Origin of the sequence: Paenibacillus sp. FSL H8-0537 (genome assembly GCF_038051995.1) — a bacterium.
GTDB lineage: Bacteria > Bacillota > Bacilli > Paenibacillales > Paenibacillaceae > Pristimantibacillus.
Map to the genome: position 1 here is coordinate 2997835 of NZ_CP150290.1, position 26471 is coordinate 3024305.

A 26471-nucleotide genomic window follows, 5' to 3' on the forward strand; every position below is an offset into this window, starting at 1 on the left:
AGGAGGAATATAGTGATTCAAGCCATTTCAATGAACCAGGTGCAGCCTTTAAAGACGATAACAGCTGCCCCTGTTGAGCAAGCTACTCCGGCAGAACTTACAAAAACATTTAGCCAGTTTTTAAATAACGCAATTGAGGGTGTTAGTGCCCAAGAACAAAATGTACATAAGCTTAACGATAAGTTTTTAATTGGTGAAGTTGATGTTTCTCAAGTCATGATTGCTGGCGAAAGAGCGCAGCTTAGTCTTCAACTAACCTCACAAATCCGCAACAAGGTTGTAGAGGCATATCAAGAAATTATGCGGATGCAGGTATAATGAACGATAAAAAACCTGGCAAAGAATTTGGGTGAGGTGACAAGGTGAATGAGAAAATCGCCCAATTTAGACTGAGAATTTCGCAATTCTGGAGTCAAATGGGAAAAAAACAGAAAATAGGCTTGGGGGCTTCTGTAGGCGTACTGTTGTTATCTATTATCCTTCTGACTGTCATATTTACTAGAACAGATTATGAATTGGCTTTTCAAGATCTGGATACGACAGACTCAGCAGCGATTATGAACTACTTGGATAGTAATGGTATCCCTTATGAGCTAGGGAGCGGTGGAACTAGTATTTCTGTGCCAAGCGCAGTTGCGGAACGCACGAAAGTAACGATTGGCTCGCTAGGACTTGTGCAAAACGGATCAATCGGCTTTGAGGCTTTTACAAAGAGCTCTTCGACCTTCGGCACAACCGAAAATGAATTTAACGTCAAATATTTAAGTGCCTTAAATGGCGAGATTCAACAATTGCTAAATCGCATGCAAGGTGTGAAAAGCTCTAAGGTGCTTGTGAACTTGCCAGAAGAAAGCGTGTTTCTAACTCCCGAAGAGAAGGATAAAGCATCGGCTTCCATCTCAATGGAGTTTATGGCTGGTTATCGTCCAACTCAAAAGGAAATTGATGGTTATTACAATCTAGTAAAAACAGCAGTTCCAGGAACGACAGTGGAGAGCATCACCATCTCCGGTCCGCAAGGTGAGCTTTTATCCTCTGAAGCGGGAGGTACGATTGCCGGTACCGCTGAAGCAGTTGACAGCCAGTTCCAAATTCAACGCAAATATGAAGCGGAATTGAAAAAGAATATTCAACAGTTTCTAGGGCCGATAGTAGGTTCTGAAAATTTGGTCATCAGCATCGGAAGCAACTTGAACTTCGACAATAAGAAGACGGAGGAACAGCAGGTTGTGCCTCTTGCTGAAAATAACAATAACGGTATTATTGTAAGTCAAACGGAACAAACCAGTTCTTCTACAGGAGGCAGCTCCAGTGCAGGCGGTGTAGCGGGAACGGGAGAAACAGATGTGCCAGGCTACACAGCAACAGATGGTTCTGGAAATTCCACCTCGGAAGAAAGCTCTTCTACTGTTAATTACGATTTTGGAAGAATCAATCGTACCACGATTTCAGGGCCTTTCGTAATTAAAGATCTATCCATTAGTATTGGTGTTGAAGCAAGTCGTCTCACTCCAGAATCTCGTACAGAGATTACGACATTTTTGACAGGTTTAGTGCGAGCACAGCTTGCAGATTCAGGTCAAGATGTAAATAATGACGATTTGATTAATAAAAAAGTTTCACTTATCGGACAAACATTTGCTGAAAGCACCGCTACAAACACGATTGGCGGCTTATCAATGGGATGGGCAATTGGAATTGGAGCAGCAGCACTTGCGATTATTGCCGGTTTGATCATTTTGCTCGTTCGCAGACGCAGACAGCAAGCGGCAGCAGCGGCAGCAGCTGAAGCGCAGGAAGCAGTTGTAGCGTCAACCGCTGTAGAATATCCTACCCTTGATTTTGATAGCTTAAGCAATGACAGCCAGGCACGTAAAAATCTTGAGACACTCGCCAAACGCAAGCCGGATGAATTTGTTAATTTACTTCGGACTTGGCTTGTCGATGAATAGAGGTCGTTTGCATGAGTAAATCGATGAATGGGCTATCCGGAAGGCAGAAAGCGGCAATACTGCTAATTACATTAGGCCCCGAAGTGTCAGCTCAAATTTTTAAACATTTAAGAGAAGATGAGATTGAACAGCTAACTCTTGAAATTGCGAATGTGCGCAAAGTAGATAGCTCAGAGCGTGAAACGATTTTAGGAGAGTTCAATCAAATTTGTGTAGCTCAGGAATATATTTCGCAGGGTGGTATTACTTACGCCAGAGATATTTTGGAGAAGGCGCTAGGCGAGAGCAAGGCGGCGGAAGTGATAAATCGCTTGACTGCTACCTTGCAAGTACGACCATTCGATTTTGCTCGCAAAGCAGAGCCGATGCAAATACTCAATTTTATTCAAAACGAGAACTCCCAAACGATTGCACTCGTGTTGTCCTATCTCCAATCGGAGCAGTCATCGCACATTTTGTCCTCTCTTCCACAAGAGAAGCAGGCCGAAGTTGCCAGAAGAATTGCGCTTATGGACAGCACTTCGCCGGAAGTTATTTCTCAGGTGGAGCGTGTGCTGGAGCAGAAGCTTTCAGCTACCGTCACTCAGGATTACACAAATGCTGGCGGTATCGACGCTATCGTTCAAATTTTGAATGGTGTTGACCGCGGTACGGAACGTACCATTCTCGATTCTTTGGAAATTCAAGATCCAGAACTTGCAGAAGAAATCAAAAAACGGATGTTCGTCTTCGAAGATATTGTCAACATCGACAATCGTTCGATTCAGCGGATTATCCGCGATATCGAAAATGCCGATTTGCAGCTTGCGCTTAAAGTTGCTAGTGAAGAAGTGCGAGATGCTATTTTCCAAAACATGTCGAAGCGCATGGCGGAAACATTCAAGGAAGAAATGGAGTTTATGGGTCCTGTCCGATTGCGTGACGTAGAGGAGGCCCAGACCCGTATTGTCGCAACGATTCGTAGATTAGAGGAATCAGGTGAAATCATTATCGCCCGTGGCGGAGGAGATGATATCATTGTCTAATTTGATTAAATCGACAAGCGTTGTTTCTATCGATCAACTAAGAGAGCTTTACTGGAAGAACAAGTATGCAGCACTCGCAGCAAATGCGAATGGCGAAGCTGAAGCTCCAGAGGAAGAACAGCCTGATGAAGAAACGATTACGCTGCGGGATCAAATTATTGCTGATGCCAGGCAGTTTGCAGAAGAAAGTTTGCGGGAAATGGGAGCTCAGTGTGAGCAAATGCTGACCGATGCTGAAGCGAATGTGGAGGCTTGGTGGCTGGAGAAAAGGCTCGAAGATGAAGCGACGACAGAAGCTGCCCGCAGCGATGGCTATGAACGTGGTTTTGCGGAAGGCATCGAGCAAGCGAATATGCTGGCCAAGCAGGAATGGGAGCAAAAGCTGTTCGAAGCGAATTCGATTCTTGCTTCCGCTTATACGATGCGTGAGCAAATTATTCAGGAAGCAGAACCTTTTCTGGTCGAGCTAAGCTGCGCAGTAGCGGAAAAAGTAATCGGACAGCAGCTTGAGCAAGCTCCAGAAATGGTCATTGAGCTAATTAAAAAATCGCTTGCAAGAAGACGCGAGCAGGGTGTTATTACGCTGTGCGTCGCACCTGGTCAATTGGCTTTCGTTCAGGCTGCTCAAGAAGAGCTGAATTTGGCGGTTGATTCTCAAGCCGAATTGCAAATTTTGCCGGATGCCACCGTTAAAGATTTTGGCTGCGTTATTCGTTCCGCATACGGAAGCATTGACGCCCGCATCGATACACAGCTATCAGAGTTAAAACGCGAGCTAGTCCAGTTCGCTCATCAATCAAGGGACGAGCGAGGACAGGCTGATGAGCAATAGTTCATTACAGGCAGGCAAATATGTCGAGCATTTGCAATCGATTGATCCAATAAGAGTAAATGGGAAAGTCACACAGGTCATCGGGCTAACCGTTGAATCGGAAGGGCCTGATGCAAGTATCGGTGATGTGTGCTACATCTATCCGAATAAAGGCGCAAAGCCGATTAAGGCTGAGGTTGTGGGTTTTCGGAACAATAAAGTTATTTTAATGCCGCTTGGCGATCTACATTCCATCAGCTCAGGCTGTGATGTTGTAGGAACAGGCAAGCCGCTTAGTGTGCAGGTTGGCTCCGAATTGCTTGGAAAAGTGTTGGATGGCCTCGGTCAGCCACTTGATGGCTCTTTTTTACCAAGCCGAATGCAGCATTATTCTACTCATAATGAACCAAGCAATCCGCTTATGCGCCCACGTGTTCTGGAGCCGCTGGGAATTGGGGTTCGAGCTATCGACGGTTTACTGACCGTTGGCAGAGGCCAGCGTGTAGGCATATTTGCCGGATCGGGTGTAGGGAAAAGTACGCTGCTTGGCATGATTGCCCGAAACACCTCTGCTGATGTCAATGTCATTGCGCTAATCGGCGAGCGTGGCCGTGAAGTGCTAGAGTTTATTGAGAAGGACTTGGGACCTGAAGGATTAGCCCGTTCGGTCGTCATTGTCGCTACCTCGGACCAGCCGGCGCTTATACGGATGAAGGGGGCACTGATTGCCACTTCTATTGCTGAATATTTTCGCGATCGTGGTCTAAACGTCATGCTTATGATGGACTCTGTCACACGTTACGCGATGGCTCTTCGTGAAGTAGGTCTTGCGATTGGCGAGCCGCCAGCCACGAGAGGGTATACGCCTTCGGTATTTGCGAATTTGCCTAAGTTGCTGGAACGAGCGGGGACAGGCCCGAAAGGATCTATCACCGCCTTCTACACTGTTTTAGTAGATGGGGATGATATGAACGAGCCGATCGCGGATGCGGTACGGGGGATTTTGGATGGTCATATCGTTCTGAGTCGTCATCTTGCGCATAAAGGACATTTTCCAGCCATTGATGTCCTGCAATCCGTAAGCCGGGTTATGAAAGAAATTATTACGGAGGAGCAGCAGGATGCGGCTAATCAGTTGAAGCGCCTGTTATCTATTTATAAGGATTCGGAAGACCTCATAAATATTGGGGCGTATCAACGCGGTTCTAATGAGGAAATTGATTTGGCGATGCAATTTATTGATTCGATTCATCAGTTCACGAGACAAAAAACAGATGAAAAAGTCACCTTGGAAGAAGCTCAGGAGCGGCTAATAATTGATTTTTACAGGAGATGAAGCGTTGAATGGGAGCTTTTCGTTATTCCTACCAGAAAATCGTTGATCTGAAGACAAGTGAAAAAACGCAGGCAGAATGGATCCTGTCCTCTTCAATTGGAGAGCTGCAGGCTGCCGAGCTAACCGTCGAGCAATTGCGTGAACGCCGTGAAGAATGGGAGCAGAAGCAGCATCAGTCTTCGCAATCCGGCGTTTCATTGGCTGAGCTTCAGACCATTCAACAATATGTGGATTATTTGGATTCATGTATTGAAGCTAAAATGCTTGAAGTGAAACGGGCGCAAACGGTCGTCGAGCAAAATCGGATCAAGCTTTCGGACAAAATGCAGGATGAGAAAGTATGGTTGAAGGCAAAGGATAACGAGAAGGAACGTTTCCGGTATGCGATGCAGCTTAAGGAGCAAAACGAGTTGGATGAAATGGCTACTGTCCGTTTCATGGTAAGCGTGCCGTAAACATCCGGCTGCAGCGCAAGGTTAGAGGGAGTGAAATCAGTGGCAGATACAGATGTGGAGAAACAAGGATATAGTGGATTTGAGCGGGCTATGTTTTTTATGACCCCGGTGTTGTTTACGATTGTTGTGCTCGGTATATTGCTGATACTTCTTAATAGCGATATGCGAAATCAGGCGCTAACGATCGGAAATTCGATTCCATTGCTCAAAGATGTGCTGCCAAACCCGCAGTCGGCTAGCGGTGAAAGCACAGATGAAACGCTCAAGGCAGAAAATATGACTCGTAAAATTGCCGAGCTGCAAGCTCAACTGACGGAGAAAGAGGGCCAATTGACGGAGACGTCCACTCTTAAAACGGATCAGGAAAAGGAAATTTCCAGCTTGAAGAGTCAAATTGAGCAGTTGAAACAGTCAAATGCAACACAGGCGCTTGAGGATGAGGCGTACACGGCCAAAATTAAAGAGCTCGCCAGCATGTACGCGCGAATTGCGCCGAATAAGGCGGCCCCTATTTTAGAAAGCATGACGCTTGATGAAATGGTACTCGTGCTCGATGCGATGGCTCCTAATGATCGTGTGAAAGTGTTGGAGAAAATGACGCCAAAAACAGCGGCTGATGCGACGCTGAAGCTGAAGGATGCCGTTTCGGCGAAAGATTTGCAAATTGCGGCGCTGCAATCGCAGCTTAAAAATGCCCAGTCGACGACAGCAACAACGACTACCACGTCTTCTACACTGGATTCGACGCAGCTAGGTGCAACGTTTGCAGCTATGGATGCGAAAAGCGCCGCCAAGCTGCTGATGACAATGTCGGATGTAAGTGCCAGCAAGGTGCTGCGGATTTTGAATGCGGTAGATGACACAACAAGATCCAATATTGTTGGCGAGATGTCGACGTTGAATGATAAAGTAACAGCTCAAATCGTTTCGAAGCTGATGGCGGGTAAATAGAGGGGAGGTGAAAATAAATGGATGTTTTATCATCACCAGCAGCTTCACAGGCGGCGGCTCCTTCCGCTGGTGGGAATGCCCAAGTGAAGGGTACAGGAGATGCGGCTTTTGCCCAAACGCTGAACGGCCAATTAAATAATGGCCAAGCAGGAGCGGGAACAGGTACAACAACTCCGGCAAACACTACAGATGCGGCAGCACTCGGAACGATTCGAATGACCACGCTAAATGTAGCCGGCTTGCTTGGAGAAACGAACAATCAGGATTTGCTTGCCGCTATTGATGGGCTGCTAGAGCAAATTGATGAGTTGGATACTGCTGATACGGATGAGGCTGCACAAGCCCAATTGGCAGATTTGCAAGCGATGCTGGAGCAGATGCAGGCATTGCTAGCGTTGTTAGGTTCTCCGCTTGTCACTTTGAAGCAGCCTGATGAGCAGCTTTCCTCAGAGGAGCTCGTTCAGGCAGCGGACGCAGGAACTGATCATGTTGCAGTAAAAGCACAAATTGCGCTTGTGAAGCATGATTTGGAAAATGCGTTGATTCAGCTGGCTAATGTGCTTGAGCAGGGTTCTGCGAAACGCGTTCAGCAGCAAGAGCCATCGCAGCTGATTGCACAGCAGCTGGAAGCTTTGCAGAAACTGCTGCAGAAGCAGAAGGAAGCAGGCACGGCCGATCGCAATAACAGCAATAACAGCAATGCTCAGGCCATATTTGAACCAGCCGCAGCGGATGAGACTGCTCCACAGCAAACAGCTGCTTGGCTTCAGCGCTTGAACCAGCAGTCACAGCATACTATCGCCTTGAAAAGCGCAGTAGCGGAAGCTTTATCAGCCGAAACTTTGGTTGAAGAAACGGCAGATACAGCCGATGATGAGTCCGTTCTGGCAGGCAATTTAAATGCAAACTTTGCTCATTCGCTTAAGCAGGCAACGACTAGCGTGGCAACGAGAGCAGTCGCTCAGCCTTTCGTACTAGCAGACCAATTTGCGGAATCCATGACGGGGCTTATCGTACAGAAGTTTGATATTTTTTCATTAAACGGGAAGCACGAAGCTAAAATCATGCTGTTCCCTGAACAGTTGGGCCAGGTCGATGTTCGAATCACGATGCAAAATGGTCAATTGACCGCGCTTTTCCATACGGATACGGTAATGGCCAAGGATATGCTGGACAACCAAATGTCGCAATTGAGACAGGCACTGCAATCCCAAGGCTTAACGATTGACAAGCTCGAAGTGACGCAGGGACAAGCTGCATCAGAGCTTTCTAACGGCGGGCAGGGACAAGGTTCCAATCAACAATTTACGAATCGGAACAACAATGGAAAAGGCGGAAGCAGATCGGATGAAGCTGCTTTTGAAGCAGATGTCATCGAGCAAATCGCCATTCAGGATATGGGCTACGGACGGGCGGTTAACGCTACAGTCTAAAAGAGATGTTAGGATCATGAGCAACCATTTGCGGGATGGAGGTGATGGAATTGGCAGTCGTTACGAATAAAGTGATCTGGCCGAATTATGATCAGACCAACGTTAAAATAGCAGGAAAGACCGAGGATGATAAAACATCGCTTAGTAAGGACGCATTTCTCGAATTGCTCGTCACACAGCTTAAAAATCAGGATCCCTTAAGCCCACAGAGCAACACAGAGTTTATTGCCCAAATGGCGCAGTTCACCTCAGTCGAACAGCTGATGAATATGAATAAGCAGCTTACACAGCTGAACTCGGACATTGGCAGTGCATCTACAATGATTGGCAAGAGCGTAACATGGCAGGAGCTTGATGATAAAGGAAGCACCGTCATGTATACGGATGTTGTGAAGTCGATTGTAGCAACAGACGGGGTATTATATGCCAAGTTTGAAGATAACACGATGATTAAAGTAAGTGACATCGTTACCATTTCTGATCAGACTCCAGCAGAGACGAAGGAGCCTGAAACGGATGCTCCAGCTGAAAGTGCTGAAGATGCTGAAACGCCTGATAGCGAAGCCGCTGCTGACAGCGGGGAGGAACAAACCTCATGAGCGACAGCGTAAAGATTGGGCATTATTTCCCGCTCAAATCCTCGCCATTAAACAATGCGAAGACGGCGGGGCTAAAATCTCAGCAGCCAAGCGATTTTCAGGATTTGCTGGATTCGAAAGTATTGAAATTCAGCCATCATGCTGAAGTTAGGATGAAGCAGCGTGGCATTCAGCTTCAAGCTGATTCATTAACGAAAATTGAAAATGCTGTTGACGAAGCAGCATCTAAAGGCGCGATTGATTCTTTAATCGTTTTTAAGGATATCGCGATGATCGTGAATGTGCCTAGTCGTACAGTGGTTACTGCAATGGACGGCAAGCAAATGCAAAGCAATGTGTTCACGCAAATAGACAGCGCCGTTATTTTAAGCTAGAGCCGGACCAATACGGAGGCTCTTCAGGCTGCTGACCGACAGAGGCAGCCAACTAATCAAAAGGATAAACCCAAATTTAGGAGGGCTTAAATACTATGCTAAGATCAATGTACTCTGGTGTGTCAGGTATGCGCGGCTTCCAAACGAAGCTGGATGTCATCGGCAACAATATTGCGAACGTTAATACGGTGGGCTTTAAAGGCGGCCGCGTCATGTTTAGCGATATTTTGAGCCAAACAACAGCGGGTGTTACTGCTTCGGCAGAAGGCGAGCAGGGTGGTGTGAATGCGAAGCAAATCGGACTTGGTGTCAGCATTGCTTCTATTGATACCATTCATACGCCAGGCAGCGCGATGACAACAAACCAACCGACAGATCTTCGCATTGACGGCGATGGATTTTTTCAAGTGAGCCCAACTGTTGATGGTGGGATTTCGTTTTTAACAAGAGCTGGAAACTTTACACTTGATGCAAACAGGCAGCTTGTAAATGCAAATGGGTTGTTTGTATTAGATAATGCTGGTGGTGCTATTACTTTGCCAGCAGAGGTCACTTCTTTCACAATAGGGCAAGATGGGATGATCACCGGTGTTACCGCGGATGGAACACAAGAAGTTGCTCAGATTGGAGTAGTCAAAGTAATTAATCCAAGCGGACTTGAAAAAATGGGTGGTAATCTTTATCGTATGACGAACAATGCCAATCCAGAGGGAGACATTGAAGCCTTCAGAACCGTTGCTGGTGACGCTGATCTTGGAACAGGCGCAATCGTAGCTGGACAGCTTGAGATGTCAAACGTTGACCTGACAGGCGAGTTCACAGAAATGATCGTGGCTCAGCGCGGTTTCCAAGCGAATTCGCGTATCATCACGACTTCTGATGAAATTTTGCAAGAAGTTGTCAATCTGAAACGATAATCGCTAGGCATAACGCAGGTGGGGGGCCATAGCGCCTCCCCCGCGATGTGAGGGGGCAGTTTATGATTACAGTGACTCGTATTAATGGTACTAAGCTCATGATCAATGCTCTGTTGATTGAAGTGGTGGAGGAAGTGCCCGATACCATTATTACCTTGACCACTGGAAAGAAATTTATAGTGGTGGAACGCTCGGACGAGCTTTTGCTGCTGATACAGAATTATCTTCGTACGATCGGCGTATATGCGGCGGCCCAGAAGAGTGAACAGACGGAGGGTCCTTAAAGATGAAAAAGATGTTGCCATGGTTAGTAACTATACTGCTATCGATTGTATTAATTGCTGTTGTGGCCTGGTTTATGTGGCCCACAATAATGGGAAGTACAAAAGAAGGCTCGGCTAACAAAGAGGTTGAAGTCAAGCATCTTAGCGCCGATGAACGCGTTGAGGTGACGTCTGAGCTTAAAGAATTCAAGCGCAACTTGAAAGATTCGAACAAAGTCGTTGTCGTTAGCTTTGCTTTCCAACTGGACAGCAAGAAGACGAAGGAAGATTTTGATAAAATCATTGAAATCGAAGTTAAGCCGATTATTAACCGGGCACTTGCAGATATGACGGCTGAAGAGCTGAATGGCTCAAAAGGCGAGGATTTGCTGGAATCGAAGCTGCTCAATGAAATTAATCCGATTTTGGATAAAGAGCAGAAGCTGGTCAAGGTAGAAATAACAGCGTTTATCATGACCAACATTTAATGCTGGTTGGCGACATTCCTTGAAGGGGGTGAGAAAATTTGGTTGATGTTTTATCGCAAAATGAGATAGATGCGCTGCTGGCGGCCCTTAATTCTGGCGAGATGGATGCCGAGGATTTGAAAAAGGAAGAAGTAACGAAAAAAGTCAGAGTTTATGATTTCAAACGCGCTGTTCGATTTTCGAAGGATCATATTCGCAGCTTGACTCGCATACACGAGAACTTCGCGCGATATTTGACAACCTATTTCTCAGCGCAGCTTCGTACTTTCGTTCAAATCAGTGTAGTTCAGGTAGAGCAGCTTCCTTATGATGAGTTTATTCGTTCGATTCCGAAGATGACGATATTGAATATTTTTGAGGCGGAGCCGCTTGAAGGACGCATGGTGATGGAGGTGCATCCAAATATCGCTTACGCGATGCTGGATCGTATGCTTGGCGGGCAAGGCGTTGCGCCTTCCAAAATCAATAACTTGACTGAAATCGAAACGATTATTATGGAAAAGATTTTTAGCCGGACGTTTGAGAGTTTGCAAGAGGCGTGGAAAACAATCATTGATATATCACCACGGCTGGAAGCACTTGAGACGAATCCTCAATTTATGCAAATCGTATCACCGAATGAAACAATCGCGCTTATATCCTTAAGTACGAAAATCGGTGAAACGACGGGGATGATCAATCTTTGTATTCCCCACGTTGTCATTGAGCCCGTTATGCCTCGTTTGTCGGCGCATCATTGGTTCGTTTCGCAGAAAAAGGAGCGTATTCCAGAGGAAGTTGAAATGCTGGAGCAGCGTGTAAGCAAAGCGAAGCTGCCGATTGTTGCCGAGCTTGGTGAATCTACCATTACGATTCAAGAGTTTCTGGGTCTTAATGTAGGAGATGTCATTTCGCTCAGCAAGCCGGTAGGGGAAGGCCTGCATATTAAGGTAGGCGATAAATTGAAGTTCATCGGCAGTCCAGGCTCCGTGAAAGATCGGTTGGCTATTCAGCTTGATGAAGTTGTGAACGAAGGAGCGGGAGAAGATTATGACGAGTAAAGATTATTTGTCGCAGGAGGAAATTGATGCGTTACTAAATCAATCTTCTGGCAGTACGGATGCTGAACAGCCATCTGCCGATGATGTTCAGTTATCAGATTTCCTCTCAGCTATGGAACAGGATGCGCTTGGTGAAATTGGGAACATTACGTTCGGAAGCGCAGCAACTGCTTTGTCCACATTGCTAGGCGTGAAGGTGGATATTACGACGCCGGAAGTTACCTTTATTCGCAGAGATCAGCTGTCAGATGAATTTCCAAAGCCTCATGTTGCTGTAAGTGTTCAATATGTAGACGGCTTCCAAGGAATAAATTCACTTGTCATAAAGACGAGAGACGCGCAAATTATTGCCGATTTGATGCTCGGCGGAGCAGGTAATCCTACAGACGAAGAGCTCAATGAGATTCATATCAGTGCCGTTCAGGAAGCGATGAATCAAATGATGGGGTCATCTGCAACGTCGATGTCTACCATTTTCAATCGTTTCGTTAATATTTCGCCGCCAGGCATCGATATTCTCGATGTAGACAACGGTGGGGGAATGGGTCATCTGCCTCCGGTAGATATATTCATCAAAATTTCATTCCGGCTTAAAATTGGAGATTTGATAGATTCGACAATTATGCAGCTACTGCCTGTTTCTTTTGCAAAGCAAATGGTTGCTATTCTTATGGGTGAAGAGACGGGCGAAGAGACTGCTGTAGCAGTCGAGGCGCCGCCAGTAGTAGCAGCGCCGCCGGTTGCTCCAGGGCCGCCACAAAGTGCTCCTGAGCAGCCTACGGCTCCATCGTTGCAGAAGCAAGAACAACAACCGCCAGCGGGATATTATGAAGCGCCGATGATGCAGCCGCCTGGCCCGAATACATATGGCCATGCAGCCAATCGCAATGTAAATGTTCAGCCTGTGCAGTTTGCTAATTTCAATAATGTGCCATATATTCAAGGTGAAGAGACGAACCTCAATTTACTGCTCGACATACCACTGAAGGTTACCGTAGAATTAGGAAGGACCCAGAAGCAAATAAAAGATATTTTGGAATTGTCTCAAGGGTCTGTTATCGAGCTGGACAAGCTTGCTGGTGAGCCTGTAGACATTCTGGTTAACAATAAGCTGATCGCAAAAGGCGAGGTTGTCGTTATCGATGAGAACTTCGGCGTACGTGTAACCGATATCGTAAGCCAATGGGACCGAATTCAAAAATTACAATAGCATCCTAGGAGGAAGAAAAAGATGGCAAACCGTATTCTAATCGTAGATGACGCAGCATTTATGCGCATGATGATCCGCGATATTTTATCAAAAAATGGTTACGAAGTAGTTGGTGAAGCACCAGATGGCGCACAAGCAGTGGAGAGATTCAAGGAACTAAAGCCGGACTTGATTACAATGGATATCACGATGCCTGAGATGGACGGCATTGCAGCACTTAAAGAAGTTAAAAAAATCGACCCGAATGCAAAAGTCATTATGTGCTCTGCAATGGGACAGCAAGCAATGGTTATTGATGCCATTCAAGCTGGAGCAAAAGATTTCATCGTTAAGCCTTTCCAAGCGGACCGTGTTATTGAAGCAATCAAGAAAACGCTGGGCTAACGGTTGTATGCGATGGTCAAACTTAAAGCTCGTGTAACGCTTATATTGTTTTCAGGAATGGCCGTTCTGCCTGCCGCCGCTTTAGCGGGAGCAGCTCAGACGAGCCAGCCTGAATCGCCATATACTAGCCCGTCCAACATGGCAGGTAGTGTGGTATGGGTTATATTTTCTTTATTGCTAATTATTGGGTTGATCATTGTTGTTATTAAATGGCTCTCTCGGCGCAACCGGGCGTTCGGAGGAACAAATCGTTCGCTTCGTTCGCTCGGGGGCATTTCCTTAGGTCAAAATCATTCGCTTCAAGTTGTTGAGCTTGCAGGCCGTCTATATATTGTAGGGGTTGGTGAGAACATCACCTTACTGGACAAGATTGATGATGAAACACAGGCTGAGGCAATTATTGAGGCAATGGAGAGGCAAGTGCAAGGTGGCTGGTCGCCTAGTGCTTTGACGGGCTTAATCTCACGTTTTCGTCAAGGCTCTGGCGAGCAGGAACCACGGGATGAGCAGTGGAACGACGCTTCTTCGTTTCAGAATGTGCTCAAGGACAAGATGAATCGTCAGGCGGATCGCAAGCAGCAGCTCGAAGCACTCCTCAAAGACCCTAACCCTAATGAACGGTTGAATGATGATCATGAAAAATAAATGGTGGATAGCTCTTGTAGCGGTACAGTTAGCCGGACTCATATTTCAATCGCATGCTTTTGCTGAACCGCTGCCGAACGTAGAAATTAACTTTGGCAACACGAGTAGCGATCAGCCGAACCCTAGCGCTTTATCGATTTTGTTGCTTATTACTGTACTAAGCATAGCACCTGCTATTCTAGTATTAATGACCAGCTTTACACGCATTATTATCGTGCTTAGCTTTGTTCGGACATCCCTCGGTACGCAGATGATGCCGCCGAACCAGGTACTAATCGGACTAGCGATGTTTTTAACCTTTTTTATTATGGCCCCTACCTTTGGTCAAGTAAACGAGGTAGCCTTGCAGCCATATTTGAAGGGGGAAATTTCCCAAACGGCAGCTTTCGAGAAGGCGTCTGTGCCGATGAAGTCGTTTATGTTCAAGCAGACGAGGGAGAAGGACTTAAAGCTGTTTATGGACTACACGAAGACGGAAAAGCCGGCAACATTCGAGGATATTCCACTGACGGTTCTCATTCCGGCATATGCGATTAGCGAAATTAAGACAGCCTTTCAAATGGGCTTTCTAATATTCATACCATTTCTCGTCATTGATATGATTGTAGCGAGTACATTGATGGCGATGGGGATGATGATGCTGCCGCCTGTAATGATTTCATTGCCGTTCAAGCTTTTGCTGTTCGTCATGGTAGATGGCTGGTATTTGATAGTCAAATCCTTGTTATTAAGCTTCAATACCTGACGACTGTATAAGGGGGATGTTCAATGAGTGCCGATTTTATTATCGGTCTGGCCAGCGAGGCTGTATTTGTAGTCTTAAAAAGCAGCGCACCAATGCTCGCAATCGCTCTTGTTGTCGGACTATTGGTCAGTATTTTTCAAGCGACTACCCAGATTCAAGAGCAAACCTTAGCATTTGTTCCGAAAATCGTAGCGGTTTTTGCATCCGTTGTTTTGTTTGGGCCGTGGATTTTAAATACGATCGTCGATTTCACTTATAATCTGCTGGACAACCTGTATAAATATATCGGATAGGCGTGAATCGCAGCGATGGAGCTTATCGAAAAAAGTTTTCCTATTTTTTTGCTTATTTTTTGTCGAATTACATCATTTTTCGTCGTAGCTCCGATGTTTTCAGGTAAAATGGTGCCGAATATTGCGAAACTTGGTTTAGGTTTTTTTATATCCTTTATTGTGTTTCTCACTTATGGCGTGAACCAGACGGTGGCTACGGATGCAAGCTATGTGCTTTACATTGTACAGGAAATATTGATTGGCCTGCTGTTCGGATTTGTTGTTTATTTATTTTTCGTGGTGGTACAGACAGCAGGGGCATTAATGGATTTGCAGATTGGTTTTGCAATGGCGAACGTCGTCAATCCTTTGACAGGCACTTCAGCACCATTGCTGGGCAATTTTAAATACCTGATGCTCATTGTCATTTTCTTCTCCTTGAACGGTCATCATTATTTGCTTAGAGGGTTAATGGACAGTTACAAATGGATGCCGCTTGCTGGAGACTTTTTTGCGAGAATCAGCAGTGGCAGCATTAGCGAGTTTTTAACAAAGGCAGTTGGAAACACATTCCTTCTAGCTTTGCAAGTTGCAGCTCCGCTGGTTATTGCTATGTTTCTAACCGATGTTGGGCTGGGGTTTCTAGCCAAAACAGCGCCCCAATACAATGTGTTTGTTATCGGAATACCGCTCAAGCTCATTATCGGAATGATTTTGCTCGTGCTTTTAATGCCGGGACTTGCCGGATTATATGAACGGCTCTTTTCTATTATGTTCGATAATCTGGAGCAGCTATTCGTTATTTTCAAAGGGCCGGACGGGTAAAGGGGGCTGTAATGCAATTGTATCGTTTAAAGCTCGACCTGCAGCTGTTCAGCCAAGAAAAAACGGAAAAAGCAACCCCGAAAAAACGCTCTGAATCACGTCAAAAAGGACAGGTTTCCAAATCGGCGGATTTTCCCAGTTCCTTTATTTTACTGTTTACGTTTGCTGGGTTTGCTATGTTTGGCGGCTTTTACAAAAAGCGTATTATGACGATGTTCGATGATATATTCGAAAATTGGCTGCTGATGGAGCTGACCTCAGAAAATGTTTTCAACTTATTTTATACGCTAATCACCCAAATGTTGATTTTCTTGTTGCCGATATTTACGATAGCCATTTTGGTTGGCATTATTGGTAACGTTGCTCAATTTGGATTCCTGCTTACAGGAGAACCGCTCAAGATGAAGATCAGCAAGCTTAATCCGCTCCAAGGATTAAAGCAGATATTCTCGATGCGCTCGATTGTAGAAATGCTTAAAAGCATGCTCAAGCTTCTAATCATTGGATTGCTGGTCTATCAGACGATTGCCAGTGATTGGAGCCGGTTGCTTTCGCTCTCAGATCTATCCGTTGAACAAATTTTCACCTTTGCAGCTGGTCTGACAGTTAATATGGGGATTAAAATCGGTGCTGCACTTGTCATACTTGCCTTTGCCGATTTTTTGTATCAGAAGTATGAAAATGAGAAAAGCATGAAAATGTCCAAGCAGGACATTAAGGATGAGCATAAGAAATCAGAGGGTGATCCGCTTATCAAAGGCCGCATCCGTGAAAAGCAGCGTCGAATGGCCATCCAGCGGATGATGCAGCAAATTCCGAATGCAGATGTCGTTATTACGAACCCGACGCATTTTGCAATCGCCTTGAAATATGATTCCTCTAATATGGAGGCGCCCGTTATTATTGCCAAAGGCATGGATCATGTGGCGCTGCGCATTAGGGAAATCGCTAAAGAGCACGGCGTTATTACGATGGAAAATAAGCCGCTTGCCAGAGCATTATACGAACGCGCCGAAATCGGAGATGCCATACCGGCAGATTTGTTCCAAGCTGTGGCGGAGGTGCTCGCATACGTTTACAAGTTGAAAGGCCGTGTCAAATCATCGTAATTTAAGGGAGGAGGAAGCGTCATGAAACCAAAAGATCTTATTGTGTTAATCGGGATCATAGGCATCGTGCTCATGATGGTTATTCCCATCCCTATTCTTTTGCTGGATATTTTGCTTATTCTGAATATTTCAGTCGCTTTAATGATATTGCTTATCGCAATGAATACGAAGGAAGCGCTGGAGTTTTCCATCTTTCCCGCAGTTTTGCTTGTTACGACCTTATTCCGATTAGCACTCAACGTTTCTACAACCCGGAACATTTTGCAGCATGCAGAAGCGGGGGAAGTTGTCGCAACATTCGGTAGATGGGTTGGCGGCGGGCAAATCGCGATCGGGTTTATCGTCTTCCTTATTCTCGTCGTCGTTCAGTTCATCGTTATTACGAAAGGTTCTGAGCGGGTCGCCGAGGTTGCAGCAAGGTTTACGCTCGATGCGATGCCCGGCAAGCAAATGAGTATTGATGCCGACTTAAACGCGGGGCTCATTAATGAGCAGCAGGCACGGGCCCGTCGTTCCAAAATTGAAAGAGAAGCGGATTTCTACGGAGCTATGGATGGTGCCAGCAAGTTTGTAAAAGGGGATGCGATCGCATCCATCATCATTCTCATTATTAACCTGGTTGGTGGATTTATAATCGGAATGGCGATACATGGTTTTCCCTTTGCTGAGGCACTCGAAACTTACTCGATATTAACGATCGGGGACGGTCTCGTCAGCCAAATTCCAGCATTGCTTATTTCGGTAGCAGCAGGCTTAATTGTTACACGTGCTGCATCGGACGGAAACCTGGCGCAGGATTTAACTGCACAGTTATTTAAATACCCTAATCTTTTATACATAGTTTCAGGAACAATAGCTTTGCTTGGTCTCGTTTCGCCAATCGGCGTTATGCGTACGCTCCCCTTTGCGGGACTGCTCGCATTTGGAGCATGGAAAATGAAGAAGCTGCAGGAGAAGCAAGTGGAGCAAGAGGAGATGCTTGTGGAAGAGCAGCAAATTGAAGAGGTTCGCAATCCGGAGAGCGTTATTGGCTTGCTGCAGGTGGATCCAATCGAGTTTGAATTTGGCTACGGCCTGATTCCACTGGCAGACACGCAGCAGGGCGGGGATTTGCTGGATCGTATCATTATGATCAGAAGGCAATGCGCGCTTGAGCTAGGTCTTGTCGTTCCCGTTATTCGAATCCGCGACAATATTCAACTAAGGCCAAATGAATACGTTGTTAAGATTAAAGGGAATACGGTTGCGAAAGGCGAGCTTCTGCTCAATCATTATTTGGCAATGAGCCCAGGTTTCGATGATGAATCGGTACTCGGTATCGAAACAACAGAGCCGGCATTCGGGCTTCCAGCCATTTGGATTGACGAGCAGATGAAGGAAAGAGCGGAAATGTCGGGATACACCGTCGTAGATCCGCCTTCGGTTGTCGCCACGCATTTGACTGAAATTATTAAGCGTCATGCGCATGAGCTGCTTGGCCGTCAAGAGACGAAGGCGCTTATTGAAAATGTCAAGGAATCGTATCCAGCGCTTATCGACGATCTCATTCCTTCTGTTCTATCGATTGGCGATTTGCAAAAAGTGCTTGCCAAGCTGCTTCGTGAAAAAGTTTCGATCCGCGATCTGGTGACGATTTTCGAAACACTTGCCGATCATGGTCATTACACGAAAGATCCCGATGTGCTGACGGAATATGTCAGACAAGCGCTGTCAAGGCAAATTACCCAGCAGTTTGCGGCAACGGGAGACAAGCTTAAAGTGATTACAGTCGGGCCGGCGATGGAGAAGAAAATCGCTGAATCCGTGCAGCAGACCGATCAGGGGAGTTACATTGCGCTTGATCCGATCGTCACTCAACAAATTTATTCCAAGCTGAATGAGCAGGTTACCCGGCAAATTCAGTCTGGACAGCAGCCTGTTGTACTCACTTCCCCTACAATCCGCATGTATTTGCGCCAGATTGTGGAGCGGACGATGCAGGAGGTTCCGGTCATTTCTTATAGTGAGCTTGAACCTAGCGTTGAAGTTCAGAGCGTAGGGGTGGTGAATTTATGAGAGTGAAACGTTACGTAGTCAATGCCCTTCCCGAGGCGCTGCCAATGATTCGAAGCGATCTTGGCAAAGATGCCGTTATATTGAATACGAAAGAAGTCAAAGTCGGCGGCTTCATGGGCATGTTCCGCAAAAAGAAGATGGAAGTTATTGCCGCTGTTGAGTCCAGCGCAGCTGCTCCAGAAAATCCGCCGCAGAAGCGCAAAGCGCCGGATGATGTCAGTGCCGTTATGGCTGCCATTACGGAGACGATGCAAAAGCAGCAGCGTGTAGCATCGGCAACCGCAGCTGCTACAGCTACGGTTGAACCGCCGGCAAGACCTGCGCCAGTTGCAGCGGCTTCTCCGGTCAGCGATCAGCTGATGGATGAAATTAAAGGGATTAAGCAGTCCCTCCTGCAGCTTTCTTCTCAAAAAGCAGGAAATTCATTTTCGGAAGCTGCACAAGCACTTCATGACCGCCTTCAAGAGCAGGAGCTGGAAGTGGAGTGGATCGACCAGCTAATGGCGATCATCTCTGAGCAGGAAGCGCAGCAAAGGGAGCCATTGACGCGTTCGCAAGTATGGGAGCTGGCCAAACGGCAGCTGCTCGAATGGATGGCTCCATATGCAGCTGGCATGATCGATGAACAGGCTAGAATCGTTCATTTTGTTGGTCCAACTGGCGTAGGTAAAACGACAACAATCGCTAAGCTTGCGGCTAATCAAACGATTAAGCATAACAAAAAAGTAGGCTTTATTACATCGGATACGTACCGAATTGCCGCCGTTGACCAACTGAGAACATACGCGAATATTTTAAATATTCCGCTGGAGGTTGTTTTTTCTCCTATGGATTTGCCGAAGGCATTCAAGCAGCTTGAAGACCGAGAGCTCATATATATGGATACGGCTGGCCGCAACTTCCGTAATGAGCTGAATGTGTCAGAAGTGAACAGCCTGCTTCAATCGCACGACCGCAATGAAACGGTGCTTGTACTGAGTCTTACCGGCAAAACGAAGGATATGACATCAGTAGCTGGAAATTTTGTGAAATACGGCATCGAGAAGGTGCTGTTTACGAAGCAGGATGAAACGGCGGTGTACGGCTCTATTTTCAACCTTGTGCTGAGGTTTGGTTTAACACCGACTTATGTGGCAAGAGGGCAGACGGTGCCGGATGACATCGATCGTTTTGACGCTGCTGCTTATATGAATGACTTGCTGGGGGAAGCGGACGATGAATGATCAAGCTGAAGCGCTGCGACATATGGTAAAGGCAAGCAGCAGCGAAGGCGGCAATCGCGAAACGCGCATTTTGGCTGTCACCAGCGGCAAGGGCGGTGTTGGCAAGTCCAACTTTAGTCTCAATTTTGCGCTGATGCTTCAGAAGCTGGGTCAGAAGGTTCTCGTTTTTGATGTCGATATTGGAATGGCGAATATCGATATACTGATGGGCGTACGCTCCTCCTACCATTTATACCATTTGTTCAAGCAGGACAAAACGATTTGGGATGTCGTTCAGGAAGGGCCCGAAGGACTGCATTTTATTGCAGGCGGATCAGGCATCAAGGATTTGCTGGAGCTGTCGGAGAAAGAGCTGACTTTGTTTACGGAGCAGGTTTCCAAGCTTCAAGGTCTGTACGACGTTATTGTGTTCGATACTGGAGCGGGACTTTCCAAGGAAACGGCGAGATTTATCGCTGCAGCACAGGAAACCATCGTTGTAACGACGCCAGAGCCGACTTCTATAACCGATGCTTATGCCTTGATCAAGATGGTAAAAGCGATGGGCATCCATCCTAATTTCAGACTTATTGTTAATCGGGCAGACAGCAAGCGGGAAGGTCGACTGACAGCAGATAAAATCAATTTGGCTGCCGAGCGCTTCCTAGAAGCCTCCTTGCCATTTCTTGGGCTCGTTCCCGATGATGCTCATGTAGGCAAGGCGGTAAAACGCCAGATTCCTTTCACGATTGCCTACCCAGGCAGTGAAGCATCGAAAGCTATGCATGAAATTGCAGTTCGTTTTCTAGAAAACAAGAAACCGGAATCTGATGCTAAAAACGGTGTAAAGGGATTTTTGCATAAATTATTCAAGCTAACGAGATAGTCCTTTTAATCAGGGGAGGGGAAAAGATGGCTCCTTATCGTGTACTCATTGTAGATGATTCTGCATTTATGAGAAAAATATTTAGTGACTTAATTTTAAAGGATTCAATGTTTTCGATAATAGCGACTGCAACCAATGGGGCCGAAGCTGTTAAAGCAGTGGAAAAATGGAAGCCCGATGTTGTGACGCTTGATCTAGAAATGCCTGAAATGAATGGACTTGAGGCTTTGCAAAAGATTATGAAACAAAACCCGACACCGGTCATAATGCTGTCTGGTATTAGTGAGGACAACACGCGGGATACGATCAAAGCCTTGCAATTTGGAGCGTTTGACTTTATACGCAAGCCGTCAGGCATTGCAACGAATGACATTATCCAAGTTGGTGAGCAATTGATTGAGAAGCTAAAAACAGCGGTACAGGCGAGGAAGCCTTCTTACATTGAAGAGAAGATGGAGCTGCCAGTTAAGGCAAAGGAGCTAGAAACGAAAAAGCCCCTAAAAACCGAAACACCAACAAAAGCAGCATCACGGCTTGCTGCACCTTCTACGGCGAAGAAGAGACCGGAAATTACGCCGCCAATAAAGCCGCCTAGCATTAGCAAAAAGCCGGAACAGCCAGCGGCAGCCAAAGCGGTTGCGCCTTCCTCTACATATAAGCCAGCTGCTCCGCCGATTATAGCGAGCAAAAAAACGGAAGAGCCCGCCCCACCGAAAAAAGAGCTGCCGAGGTCTACATCGTTTCAGCATATTGTCGCAATCGGCGCTTCAACGGGTGGACCGCGTGCCTTGCATACGGTCATTAGCGCTTTGCCGGGCGATTTAGGTGCACCTGTCCTAGTTGTCCAGCATATGCCTCCAAAATTTACAAAATCGCTGGCTCAGCGTCTCGACAGCTTCAGTGCGCTGCATGTCGTTGAAGCGGCGCAAGGCGATCGGGTTCATCCCGGCGTTGTCTATGTTGCTCCCGGAGGCTATCATTTAGAGCTTGGCAAAGATAGTTCCGGTTATTATATTCATTTAACAGAGCAGCCGCAGCGCAATGGGCATCGTCCATCGGTAGATGTGATGTATGAATCATTGGTTCCTTTCAAGGAGCTTAAGCGTCACGCGGTCATCCTGACCGGAATGGGCAGCGATGGTACGAAAGGTCTTAAACAGCTTGTTGAGAGCGGTGCAGTAACCTCTATAGGCGAGGCGGAGGAAACTTGTATCGTTTACGGCATGCCGCGCAGTGCCTACGAAAGCGGAGCAGTCAAGACCGTGCTCCCGCTGCAGCAAATCGCTGCACGTATAGAAAGCTGTGTACTTAAATAACGATTGAAGCAAACACAAGTCTAGCAGGAGGTGCGATACAATGGATATGAATGCCTATCTGTCGATGTTCATCGACGAATCTAACGACCATCTTCAAAGCTTGAATGAAAACTTATTGCGACTGGAAGGCGAGCCGGAAGATCTATCAATTGTTCAAAATATATTCCGTTCGGCTCATACTTTGAAAGGTATGTCGGCTACGATGGGATATGAGGATCTGGCTGCCTTGACACATGAAATGGAAAATGTGCTTGATCTTGTTCGCAATAGCAAGCTCAAGATGGACAGCTTTATATTTGATACGCTTTTCAAGGGTCTTGATGCGCTGGAGGCGATGGTGCAGGATGTCGTTAACGGTGGTACTGGTAAAGCGGATGTGACATCAATTGTGTCTGCGTTGCAGTCGATTTTTAGCGGAGAGCATAAACAAGCGGAGTCGGATCAAAAGGCCGCAGCTGCAGGCAATTCTACCAATGCGGACAAGCCTATTTTGCTGCTGGATGAGTATCAGACTTCGGTCCTTAAGCAATCCATTGATAGCGGACATCAGGCCTATCATATTCATGTAACGATTCGCGAGGACTGTTTGCTGAAGGCGGTTCGTGCCTATATGGTGTTCAACCTGCTGGAAGCACACGGAGAGATTGTGAAATCGGAACCTTCTGTACAGGATTTGGAGCAGGAAAAATTCGATCGTTCCTTCACTGTGTTTACAATTACACAGACGAAGCTGGAAGACCTGCAAACGCAAATTATGAATGTATCCGAAGTAGAGTCGGCAGTTGTGACTCTGCTTGATGAGGAATCACTTCATCTGCTCAGCACGCCAACAGCGAACCAGCAAGCTGAGGCTGAGGTTAAGAAAGCGAAGGAAGAGGTTGCAGCGGCAATCGCTGTCGTCGAGAAAAAAGAAGAAGCCAAGGCTCCTGCTGTGGTTGCGCCTCGCAAGGAAGCGCCTGCCCAAGCTGCGCCAGCCGCGGTTAATCGGACGATTCGCGTTGATATCGACCGTCTGGATACGCTGATGAATTTGTTTAGCGAGCTGCTAATTGATCGCGTACGACTAGAACAGCTTTCAAGCGAAATTAAGCGCAATGACTTGACCGAGACGGTTGAGCATATGACGCGTGTAAGTACGGATTTGCAAAATATCGTACTCAAGCTGCGCATGGTTCCCGTCGATTCGGTATTCAACCGTTTCCCTCGCATGATTCGCGATTTGGCGAAGTCGCTTGATAAAAAAATCGAATTGGTCATTACAGGCGCGGATACAGAGCTTGACCGTACTGTTATTGATGAAATTGGCGACCCGCTCGTTCACTTGCTCCGCAACTCAGTCGATCATGGCATCGAGACGGTGGAAGAACGCATTGCTGCTGGCAAGTCGGAGGTGGGAACCATTTTCCTGCGCGCTTACCACAGCGGCAACCATGTGTTCATTGAAGTGGAAGAGGATGGACGCGGCATTAACCAAGAGCGCGTGCTGAAGACGGCAATCAAAAACGGCGTCGTTACCGAAGATGAGGCGAAAAAGCTGTCCAGCGACGAAATCAATATGCTGATTTTTGCAGCAGGCTTTAGTACAGCTGAGAAAATCTCGGATATTTCTGGACGCGGTGTAGGACTGGACGTTGTACGTTCTAAAATTACGTCGCTCGGCGGAAATGTTACCATTGACTCGGCGTTTGGCAGAGGAACGAAATTCTCAGTACAGCTTCCGCTGACTTTGTCGATTATTTCGGCCATGCTGATCAAGCTGGGCTCGGAAAAATATGCGATTCCGCTATCCTCTATTGTGGAGACCAGCATTATCCGCAGATCGCAAATTTTGAACGTTCATGGCAATTTAATGATCGAATTCCGCAATACTGTTATTCCTCTTGTATCGCTGAGCCGTGTGCTTGAGACACCTGACTTTAATGATAGCGCCGAGGAAGAAACCGAAATTGTAGTGGTGCGCAAGGGAGAAAAATGGGCGGCAGTCACCGTTGATGAGTTTATCGGCCAAAACGAGATTGTGCTCAAAACGCTTGGCAAATATTTGACCAATATCGAGGCGATTTCTGGAGCGACGATTTTAGGTGACGGCCAGGTGGCATTAATTATTGATCCTAACGCATTAATCAAATAGGAGGTTTTCACAATGGGAGAAGAATTGAAGGTCATTGTTTTCGCGCTAGCTGAAGAGGAATACGGAATTGAAGTAGATAAAGTCAGAACGATCGAGCGGATGTCGCCGATTACTCGCGTGCCTAAAACAGCTGCTTTTATTAAAGGCGTTATGAATTTGCGCGGTGTGGTTGTGCCGGTTGTCGATCTTCGTGGGCGTTTTGGCCTACCTGAGCAGGAACCGACAGATAATTCGCGAATTATAGTAGTAGCGGTAGATGATCTTGAAGTAGGATTTATTGTCGATTCCGCGAATGATGTCATAGATATCGATACGGACAACATCGATTCTCCACCAGAAATCGTAGGCGGCGTTAAAGCGAAATACTTGCATGGCATTGCCAAGCTCGGGGACAGCAGACTGCTTATTATGCTAAATCTAGTTGAGGTGCTGAATAAAAACGAGATCGAACAGCTCATGCAACTGGAGGGATAAAAGTGGCACAATTCAGCAAGTTTGAAGCTTTTGAGCTTGACGTACTAAAGGAAGTCGGCAATATTGGCGCAGGCAATGCAGCTACTGCATTGTCTCGTCTCCTTAACAAGCCAGTCGATATGGGCGTCCCGAAGGTCAGCCTGCTGCCCTTCGAAGAAATTGCCGATCGCGTTGGCGGTATGGAGCAGGTTGTCATTGCAGTGTTTTTAAGAGTGGAAGGCGAAGCGCCAGGCAATATGTTTTTCATTATTCAGGAGGATGCAGCAAAGCGGTTGCTAACTCAACTGCTGTCATTGCCTCACGATGATGAGAACGGCTATTCCGAAATGGAGCTGTCGGCTTTATGTGAAATCGGAAATATTTTGACAGGCTCTTATCTGTCTTCGTTAGCTGATTTTACTCACTTGGCGATGGCTCCATCGGTACCATCCGTTGCACTGGACATGGCTGGTGCTATTTTAAGCTATGGCTTGCTGCAATATGGCGAGATGGGCGATTCCGCGCTGTTGATTGAAACGACATTTCTAGAAGACTGCCAAGACCTGGAGGGCCATTTTTTCCTCATACCCGATCCTGAATCATTCACAAAAATTTTCCGCGCTTTGGGAGTAAACGTCGAATGATACAGCAAAATTTGATTAAGGTAGGAATGGCTGATTTAAATATCGCAACTGAGGGTTCCGTCCTCAAAACAACAGGGCTTGGCTCTTGTGTAGGGCTTACGCTTTATGATCCGTATAATAAAGTAGCCGGAATGGCGCATGTTATGCTGCCTTCCTCTGAAATTGCAAGAGAGTCGACGATTAACTTGGCGAAATACGCGGATACAGCCATTCCTGAGCTTCTAGAACGGATGAAGCATGTGGGTGCACAGCAAAATCGCATAGTTGCGAAAATGGCTGGCGGCGCACAAATGTTCGCTTTTTCGGGTCAGTCGGATTCTATGCGTATTGGTCCAAGAAATGTCGAATCTTGTCTTGAGATCGTCAACAAATTCAAGATTCCCGTTTTTGCACAGGATACAGGCGGCAATTATGGTCGCACCATTGAGTTCGACAGCGGAAGCGGCTTGCTACTCATTCGCAGCGTACAGCTTGGAATAAAGGAGATTTGAATTAATATGATCGGAAATTGGCGATGGAATGTCGGATTAGGACTAACGGGTGTTATATTAACGATTCTTTTCTCACTCGGTAAAAATGCGGTCACAGTCATACTGCTGCGCAGTGTATATGCATTCATCGCCTTTGTTGTCATTGCGTTTATACTGCGTGCGGTGCTTACGTTTATTTTGAAGCCTCCGGCACTACTGGATAACGGCGCTATAGAAGAAGATGGAATAGGATCACAGTTTGATTTGACTACGCCGGACGAAAGCGAAGATTTAAATCAGCTGTTGAAAGACGGACTGGATACTCGCCCTGCACAAGGTGAGGCAGATGGCAAGCAGCAAATGCAGCAAGAGCAAGAGCAAGAGCCGTTTCGGCCATTAGCGCCGCCGCAGCTCGTGTCTGCACAAAACAAAGAACCGGAAGAACTGGCTAAAGTAGTACGTCACCTGACAGGAGGGTGA

Annotated in this window: 30 protein-coding genes; all 30 read left to right on the top strand. The window is 46.6% G+C overall.

Features of this window, described 5'->3' with window-relative positions:
- The first annotated feature begins 12 nt into the window (after positions 1 to 12).
- The 30 genes from fliE to MHB80_RS12850 all read left to right on the top strand — a co-directional run bounded on the left by fliE (position 13) and on the right by MHB80_RS12850 (position 26471).
- Entirely contained in the window at positions 13 to 318 is a 306-nt protein-coding gene (fliE, locus tag MHB80_RS12705; RefSeq protein ID WP_341282471.1) for a flagellar hook-basal body complex protein FliE, read from the top strand.
- Positions 319 to 362: 44 nt separating this feature from the next.
- Complete coding sequence (gene fliF / locus MHB80_RS12710) at positions 363 to 1952, top strand: flagellar basal-body MS-ring/collar protein FliF (protein WP_341282472.1); 1590 nt, start codon at positions 363 to 365, stop codon at positions 1950 to 1952.
- 11 nt (positions 1953 to 1963) lie between these two features.
- Positions 1964 to 2977, top strand: coding sequence for a flagellar motor switch protein FliG (gene fliG / locus MHB80_RS12715; RefSeq protein WP_341282473.1), 1014 nt, complete (start codon positions 1964 to 1966; stop codon positions 2975 to 2977).
- A complete protein-coding gene (locus MHB80_RS12720; protein ID WP_341282474.1) occupies positions 2970 to 3809 on the top strand; it encodes a FliH/SctL family protein in 840 nt (279 codons plus the stop codon). Before fliG ends, MHB80_RS12720 begins: the two co-directional genes overlap by 8 nt.
- A complete protein-coding gene (gene fliI / locus MHB80_RS12725; RefSeq protein WP_341282475.1) occupies positions 3799 to 5124 on the top strand; it encodes a flagellar protein export ATPase FliI in 1326 nt (441 codons plus the stop codon). Before MHB80_RS12720 ends, fliI begins: the two co-directional genes overlap by 11 nt.
- 8 nt (positions 5125 to 5132) lie before the next feature.
- Entirely contained in the window at positions 5133 to 5579 is a 447-nt protein-coding gene (gene fliJ, locus MHB80_RS12730; protein ID WP_341282476.1) for a flagellar export protein FliJ, read from the top strand.
- A 39-nt stretch (positions 5580 to 5618) separates the two neighbouring features.
- Positions 5619 to 6530: an MgtE protein gene (locus MHB80_RS12735; RefSeq protein ID WP_341282477.1), complete on the top strand. Its 912-nt coding sequence runs from the start codon at positions 5619 to 5621 to the stop codon at positions 6528 to 6530.
- A 17-nt stretch (positions 6531 to 6547) separates the two neighbouring features.
- On the top strand, positions 6548 to 7963 hold the full coding sequence (locus MHB80_RS12740; protein WP_341282478.1) for a flagellar hook-length control protein FliK: 1416 nt from the start codon (positions 6548 to 6550) through the stop codon (positions 7961 to 7963).
- Between the two features lie 50 nt (positions 7964 to 8013).
- Entirely contained in the window at positions 8014 to 8562 is a 549-nt protein-coding gene (locus MHB80_RS12745; RefSeq protein ID WP_341282479.1) for a flagellar hook capping FlgD N-terminal domain-containing protein, read from the top strand.
- A complete protein-coding gene (locus MHB80_RS12750; protein WP_341282480.1) occupies positions 8559 to 8936 on the top strand; it encodes a TIGR02530 family flagellar biosynthesis protein in 378 nt (125 codons plus the stop codon). Before MHB80_RS12745 ends, MHB80_RS12750 begins: the two co-directional genes overlap by 4 nt.
- Positions 8937 to 9031: 95 nt before the next feature.
- Positions 9032 to 9853 (top strand): flagellar basal body rod protein FlgG, encoded by an 822-nt coding sequence (gene flgG, locus MHB80_RS12755; RefSeq protein ID WP_341282481.1) that lies wholly within the window; start codon positions 9032 to 9034, stop codon positions 9851 to 9853.
- A 62-nt stretch (positions 9854 to 9915) separates the two neighbouring features.
- Positions 9916 to 10137, top strand: coding sequence for a flagellar FlbD family protein (locus MHB80_RS12760; RefSeq protein ID WP_341282482.1), 222 nt, complete (start codon positions 9916 to 9918; stop codon positions 10135 to 10137).
- A gap of 2 nt (positions 10138 to 10139) precedes the next feature.
- Positions 10140 to 10604: a flagellar basal body-associated FliL family protein gene (locus tag MHB80_RS12765; protein WP_341282483.1), complete on the top strand. Its 465-nt coding sequence runs from the start codon at positions 10140 to 10142 to the stop codon at positions 10602 to 10604.
- 38 nt (positions 10605 to 10642) lie between these two features.
- Positions 10643 to 11644, top strand: a complete 1002-nt coding sequence (fliM, locus tag MHB80_RS12770) for a flagellar motor switch protein FliM (RefSeq protein ID WP_341282484.1) — start codon at positions 10643 to 10645, stop codon at positions 11642 to 11644.
- Positions 11634 to 12854 carry a flagellar motor switch phosphatase FliY gene (gene fliY / locus MHB80_RS12775; protein WP_341282485.1) on the top strand — a complete coding sequence of 407 codons (1221 nt, stop codon included), beginning with the start codon at positions 11634 to 11636 and terminating at the stop codon, positions 12852 to 12854. The genes fliM and fliY overlap by 11 nt, the downstream gene beginning before the upstream one ends.
- Before the next feature lie 21 nt (positions 12855 to 12875).
- Positions 12876 to 13238: a response regulator gene (locus MHB80_RS12780; RefSeq protein ID WP_338555945.1), complete on the top strand. Its 363-nt coding sequence runs from the start codon at positions 12876 to 12878 to the stop codon at positions 13236 to 13238.
- A 12-nt stretch (positions 13239 to 13250) separates the two neighbouring features.
- Positions 13251 to 13883 (top strand): flagellar biosynthetic protein FliO, encoded by a 633-nt coding sequence (locus MHB80_RS12785; RefSeq protein WP_341282486.1) that lies wholly within the window; start codon positions 13251 to 13253, stop codon positions 13881 to 13883.
- Positions 13873 to 14628, top strand: a complete 756-nt coding sequence (fliP, locus tag MHB80_RS12790; protein ID WP_341282487.1) for a flagellar type III secretion system pore protein FliP — start codon at positions 13873 to 13875, stop codon at positions 14626 to 14628. Before MHB80_RS12785 ends, fliP begins: the two co-directional genes overlap by 11 nt.
- A gap of 23 nt (positions 14629 to 14651) precedes the next feature.
- The gene (gene fliQ / locus MHB80_RS12795) at positions 14652 to 14921 is read left to right on the top strand and encodes a flagellar biosynthesis protein FliQ (RefSeq protein ID WP_338555951.1); all 270 of its coding nucleotides are present in this window, start codon (positions 14652 to 14654) and stop codon (positions 14919 to 14921) included.
- 15 nt (positions 14922 to 14936) lie between these two features.
- Positions 14937 to 15725 carry a flagellar biosynthetic protein FliR gene (fliR, locus tag MHB80_RS12800; RefSeq protein WP_341282488.1) on the top strand — a complete coding sequence of 263 codons (789 nt, stop codon included), beginning with the start codon at positions 14937 to 14939 and terminating at the stop codon, positions 15723 to 15725.
- An 11-nt stretch (positions 15726 to 15736) separates the two neighbouring features.
- The gene (flhB, locus tag MHB80_RS12805; protein ID WP_341282489.1) at positions 15737 to 16834 is read left to right on the top strand and encodes a flagellar biosynthesis protein FlhB; all 1098 of its coding nucleotides are present in this window, start codon (positions 15737 to 15739) and stop codon (positions 16832 to 16834) included.
- A 21-nt stretch (positions 16835 to 16855) separates the two neighbouring features.
- Positions 16856 to 18889: a flagellar biosynthesis protein FlhA gene (gene flhA / locus MHB80_RS12810; RefSeq protein WP_341282490.1), complete on the top strand. Its 2034-nt coding sequence runs from the start codon at positions 16856 to 16858 to the stop codon at positions 18887 to 18889.
- On the top strand, positions 18886 to 20112 hold the full coding sequence (gene flhF, locus MHB80_RS12815) for a flagellar biosynthesis protein FlhF (protein WP_341282491.1): 1227 nt from the start codon (positions 18886 to 18888) through the stop codon (positions 20110 to 20112). The genes flhA and flhF overlap by 4 nt, the downstream gene beginning before the upstream one ends.
- The gene (locus tag MHB80_RS12820) at positions 20105 to 20977 is read left to right on the top strand and encodes a MinD/ParA family protein (protein WP_341282492.1); all 873 of its coding nucleotides are present in this window, start codon (positions 20105 to 20107) and stop codon (positions 20975 to 20977) included. The genes flhF and MHB80_RS12820 overlap by 8 nt, the downstream gene beginning before the upstream one ends.
- Positions 20978 to 21003: 26 nt before the next feature.
- A complete protein-coding gene (locus tag MHB80_RS12825; protein ID WP_341282493.1) occupies positions 21004 to 22293 on the top strand; it encodes a chemotaxis response regulator protein-glutamate methylesterase in 1290 nt (429 codons plus the stop codon).
- A gap of 40 nt (positions 22294 to 22333) precedes the next feature.
- Positions 22334 to 24424, top strand: a complete 2091-nt coding sequence (locus MHB80_RS12830; protein ID WP_341282494.1) for a chemotaxis protein CheA — start codon at positions 22334 to 22336, stop codon at positions 24422 to 24424.
- A 12-nt stretch (positions 24425 to 24436) separates the two neighbouring features.
- On the top strand, positions 24437 to 24898 hold the full coding sequence (locus MHB80_RS12835; protein ID WP_338555967.1) for a chemotaxis protein CheW: 462 nt from the start codon (positions 24437 to 24439) through the stop codon (positions 24896 to 24898).
- A 2-nt stretch (positions 24899 to 24900) separates the two neighbouring features.
- On the top strand, positions 24901 to 25521 hold the full coding sequence (locus MHB80_RS12840) for a chemotaxis protein CheC (RefSeq protein WP_046230734.1): 621 nt from the start codon (positions 24901 to 24903) through the stop codon (positions 25519 to 25521).
- Positions 25518 to 26012: a chemotaxis protein CheD gene (locus MHB80_RS12845; RefSeq protein WP_341282495.1), complete on the top strand. Its 495-nt coding sequence runs from the start codon at positions 25518 to 25520 to the stop codon at positions 26010 to 26012. The genes MHB80_RS12840 and MHB80_RS12845 overlap by 4 nt, the downstream gene beginning before the upstream one ends.
- A gap of 6 nt (positions 26013 to 26018) precedes the next feature.
- Positions 26019 to 26471, top strand: a complete 453-nt coding sequence (locus MHB80_RS12850) for a hypothetical protein (protein WP_341282496.1) — start codon at positions 26019 to 26021, stop codon at positions 26469 to 26471.

What these genes read in the sequence shown, in the direction of transcription:
- MHB80_RS12835 (WP_338555967.1), top strand. Translation starts at nt 24,437, where the DNA reads ATGGGAGAAGAATTGAAGGTCATTGTTTTCGCGCTAGCTGAAGAGGAA.
- fliY (WP_341282485.1), top strand. Translation starts at nt 11,634, where the DNA reads ATGACGAGTAAAGATTATTTGTCGCAGGAGGAAATTGATGCGTTACTA.
- MHB80_RS12780 (WP_338555945.1), top strand. Translation starts at nt 12,876, where the DNA reads ATGGCAAACCGTATTCTAATCGTAGATGACGCAGCATTTATGCGCATG.
- MHB80_RS12765 (WP_341282483.1), top strand. Translation starts at nt 10,140, where the DNA reads ATGAAAAAGATGTTGCCATGGTTAGTAACTATACTGCTATCGATTGTA.
- fliP (WP_341282487.1), top strand. Translation starts at nt 13,873, where the DNA reads ATGAAAAATAAATGGTGGATAGCTCTTGTAGCGGTACAGTTAGCCGGA.
- flhB (WP_341282489.1), top strand. Translation starts at nt 15,737, where the DNA reads ATGCAATTGTATCGTTTAAAGCTCGACCTGCAGCTGTTCAGCCAAGAA.
- MHB80_RS12825 (WP_341282493.1), top strand. Translation starts at nt 21,004, where the DNA reads ATGGCTCCTTATCGTGTACTCATTGTAGATGATTCTGCATTTATGAGA.
- MHB80_RS12785 (WP_341282486.1), top strand. Translation starts at nt 13,251, where the DNA reads ATGGTCAAACTTAAAGCTCGTGTAACGCTTATATTGTTTTCAGGAATG.
- fliG (WP_341282473.1), top strand. Translation starts at nt 1,964, where the DNA reads ATGAGTAAATCGATGAATGGGCTATCCGGAAGGCAGAAAGCGGCAATA.
- flgG (WP_341282481.1), top strand. Translation starts at nt 9,032, where the DNA reads ATGCTAAGATCAATGTACTCTGGTGTGTCAGGTATGCGCGGCTTCCAA.
- MHB80_RS12845 (WP_341282495.1), top strand. Translation starts at nt 25,518, where the DNA reads ATGATACAGCAAAATTTGATTAAGGTAGGAATGGCTGATTTAAATATC.
- flhA (WP_341282490.1), top strand. Translation starts at nt 16,856, where the DNA reads ATGAAACCAAAAGATCTTATTGTGTTAATCGGGATCATAGGCATCGTG.
- fliR (WP_341282488.1), top strand. Translation starts at nt 14,937, where the DNA reads ATGGAGCTTATCGAAAAAAGTTTTCCTATTTTTTTGCTTATTTTTTGT.
- MHB80_RS12850 (WP_341282496.1), top strand. Translation starts at nt 26,019, where the DNA reads ATGATCGGAAATTGGCGATGGAATGTCGGATTAGGACTAACGGGTGTT.
- MHB80_RS12760 (WP_341282482.1), top strand. Translation starts at nt 9,916, where the DNA reads ATGATTACAGTGACTCGTATTAATGGTACTAAGCTCATGATCAATGCT.
- MHB80_RS12740 (WP_341282478.1), top strand. Translation starts at nt 6,548, where the DNA reads ATGGATGTTTTATCATCACCAGCAGCTTCACAGGCGGCGGCTCCTTCC.
- flhF (WP_341282491.1), top strand. Translation starts at nt 18,886, where the DNA reads ATGAGAGTGAAACGTTACGTAGTCAATGCCCTTCCCGAGGCGCTGCCA.
- fliQ (WP_338555951.1), top strand. Translation starts at nt 14,652, where the DNA reads ATGAGTGCCGATTTTATTATCGGTCTGGCCAGCGAGGCTGTATTTGTA.
- fliJ (WP_341282476.1), top strand. Translation starts at nt 5,133, where the DNA reads ATGGGAGCTTTTCGTTATTCCTACCAGAAAATCGTTGATCTGAAGACA.
- MHB80_RS12830 (WP_341282494.1), top strand. Translation starts at nt 22,334, where the DNA reads ATGGATATGAATGCCTATCTGTCGATGTTCATCGACGAATCTAACGAC.
- fliI (WP_341282475.1), top strand. Translation starts at nt 3,799, where the DNA reads ATGAGCAATAGTTCATTACAGGCAGGCAAATATGTCGAGCATTTGCAA.
- MHB80_RS12750 (WP_341282480.1), top strand. Translation starts at nt 8,559, where the DNA reads ATGAGCGACAGCGTAAAGATTGGGCATTATTTCCCGCTCAAATCCTCG.
- MHB80_RS12820 (WP_341282492.1), top strand. Translation starts at nt 20,105, where the DNA reads ATGAATGATCAAGCTGAAGCGCTGCGACATATGGTAAAGGCAAGCAGC.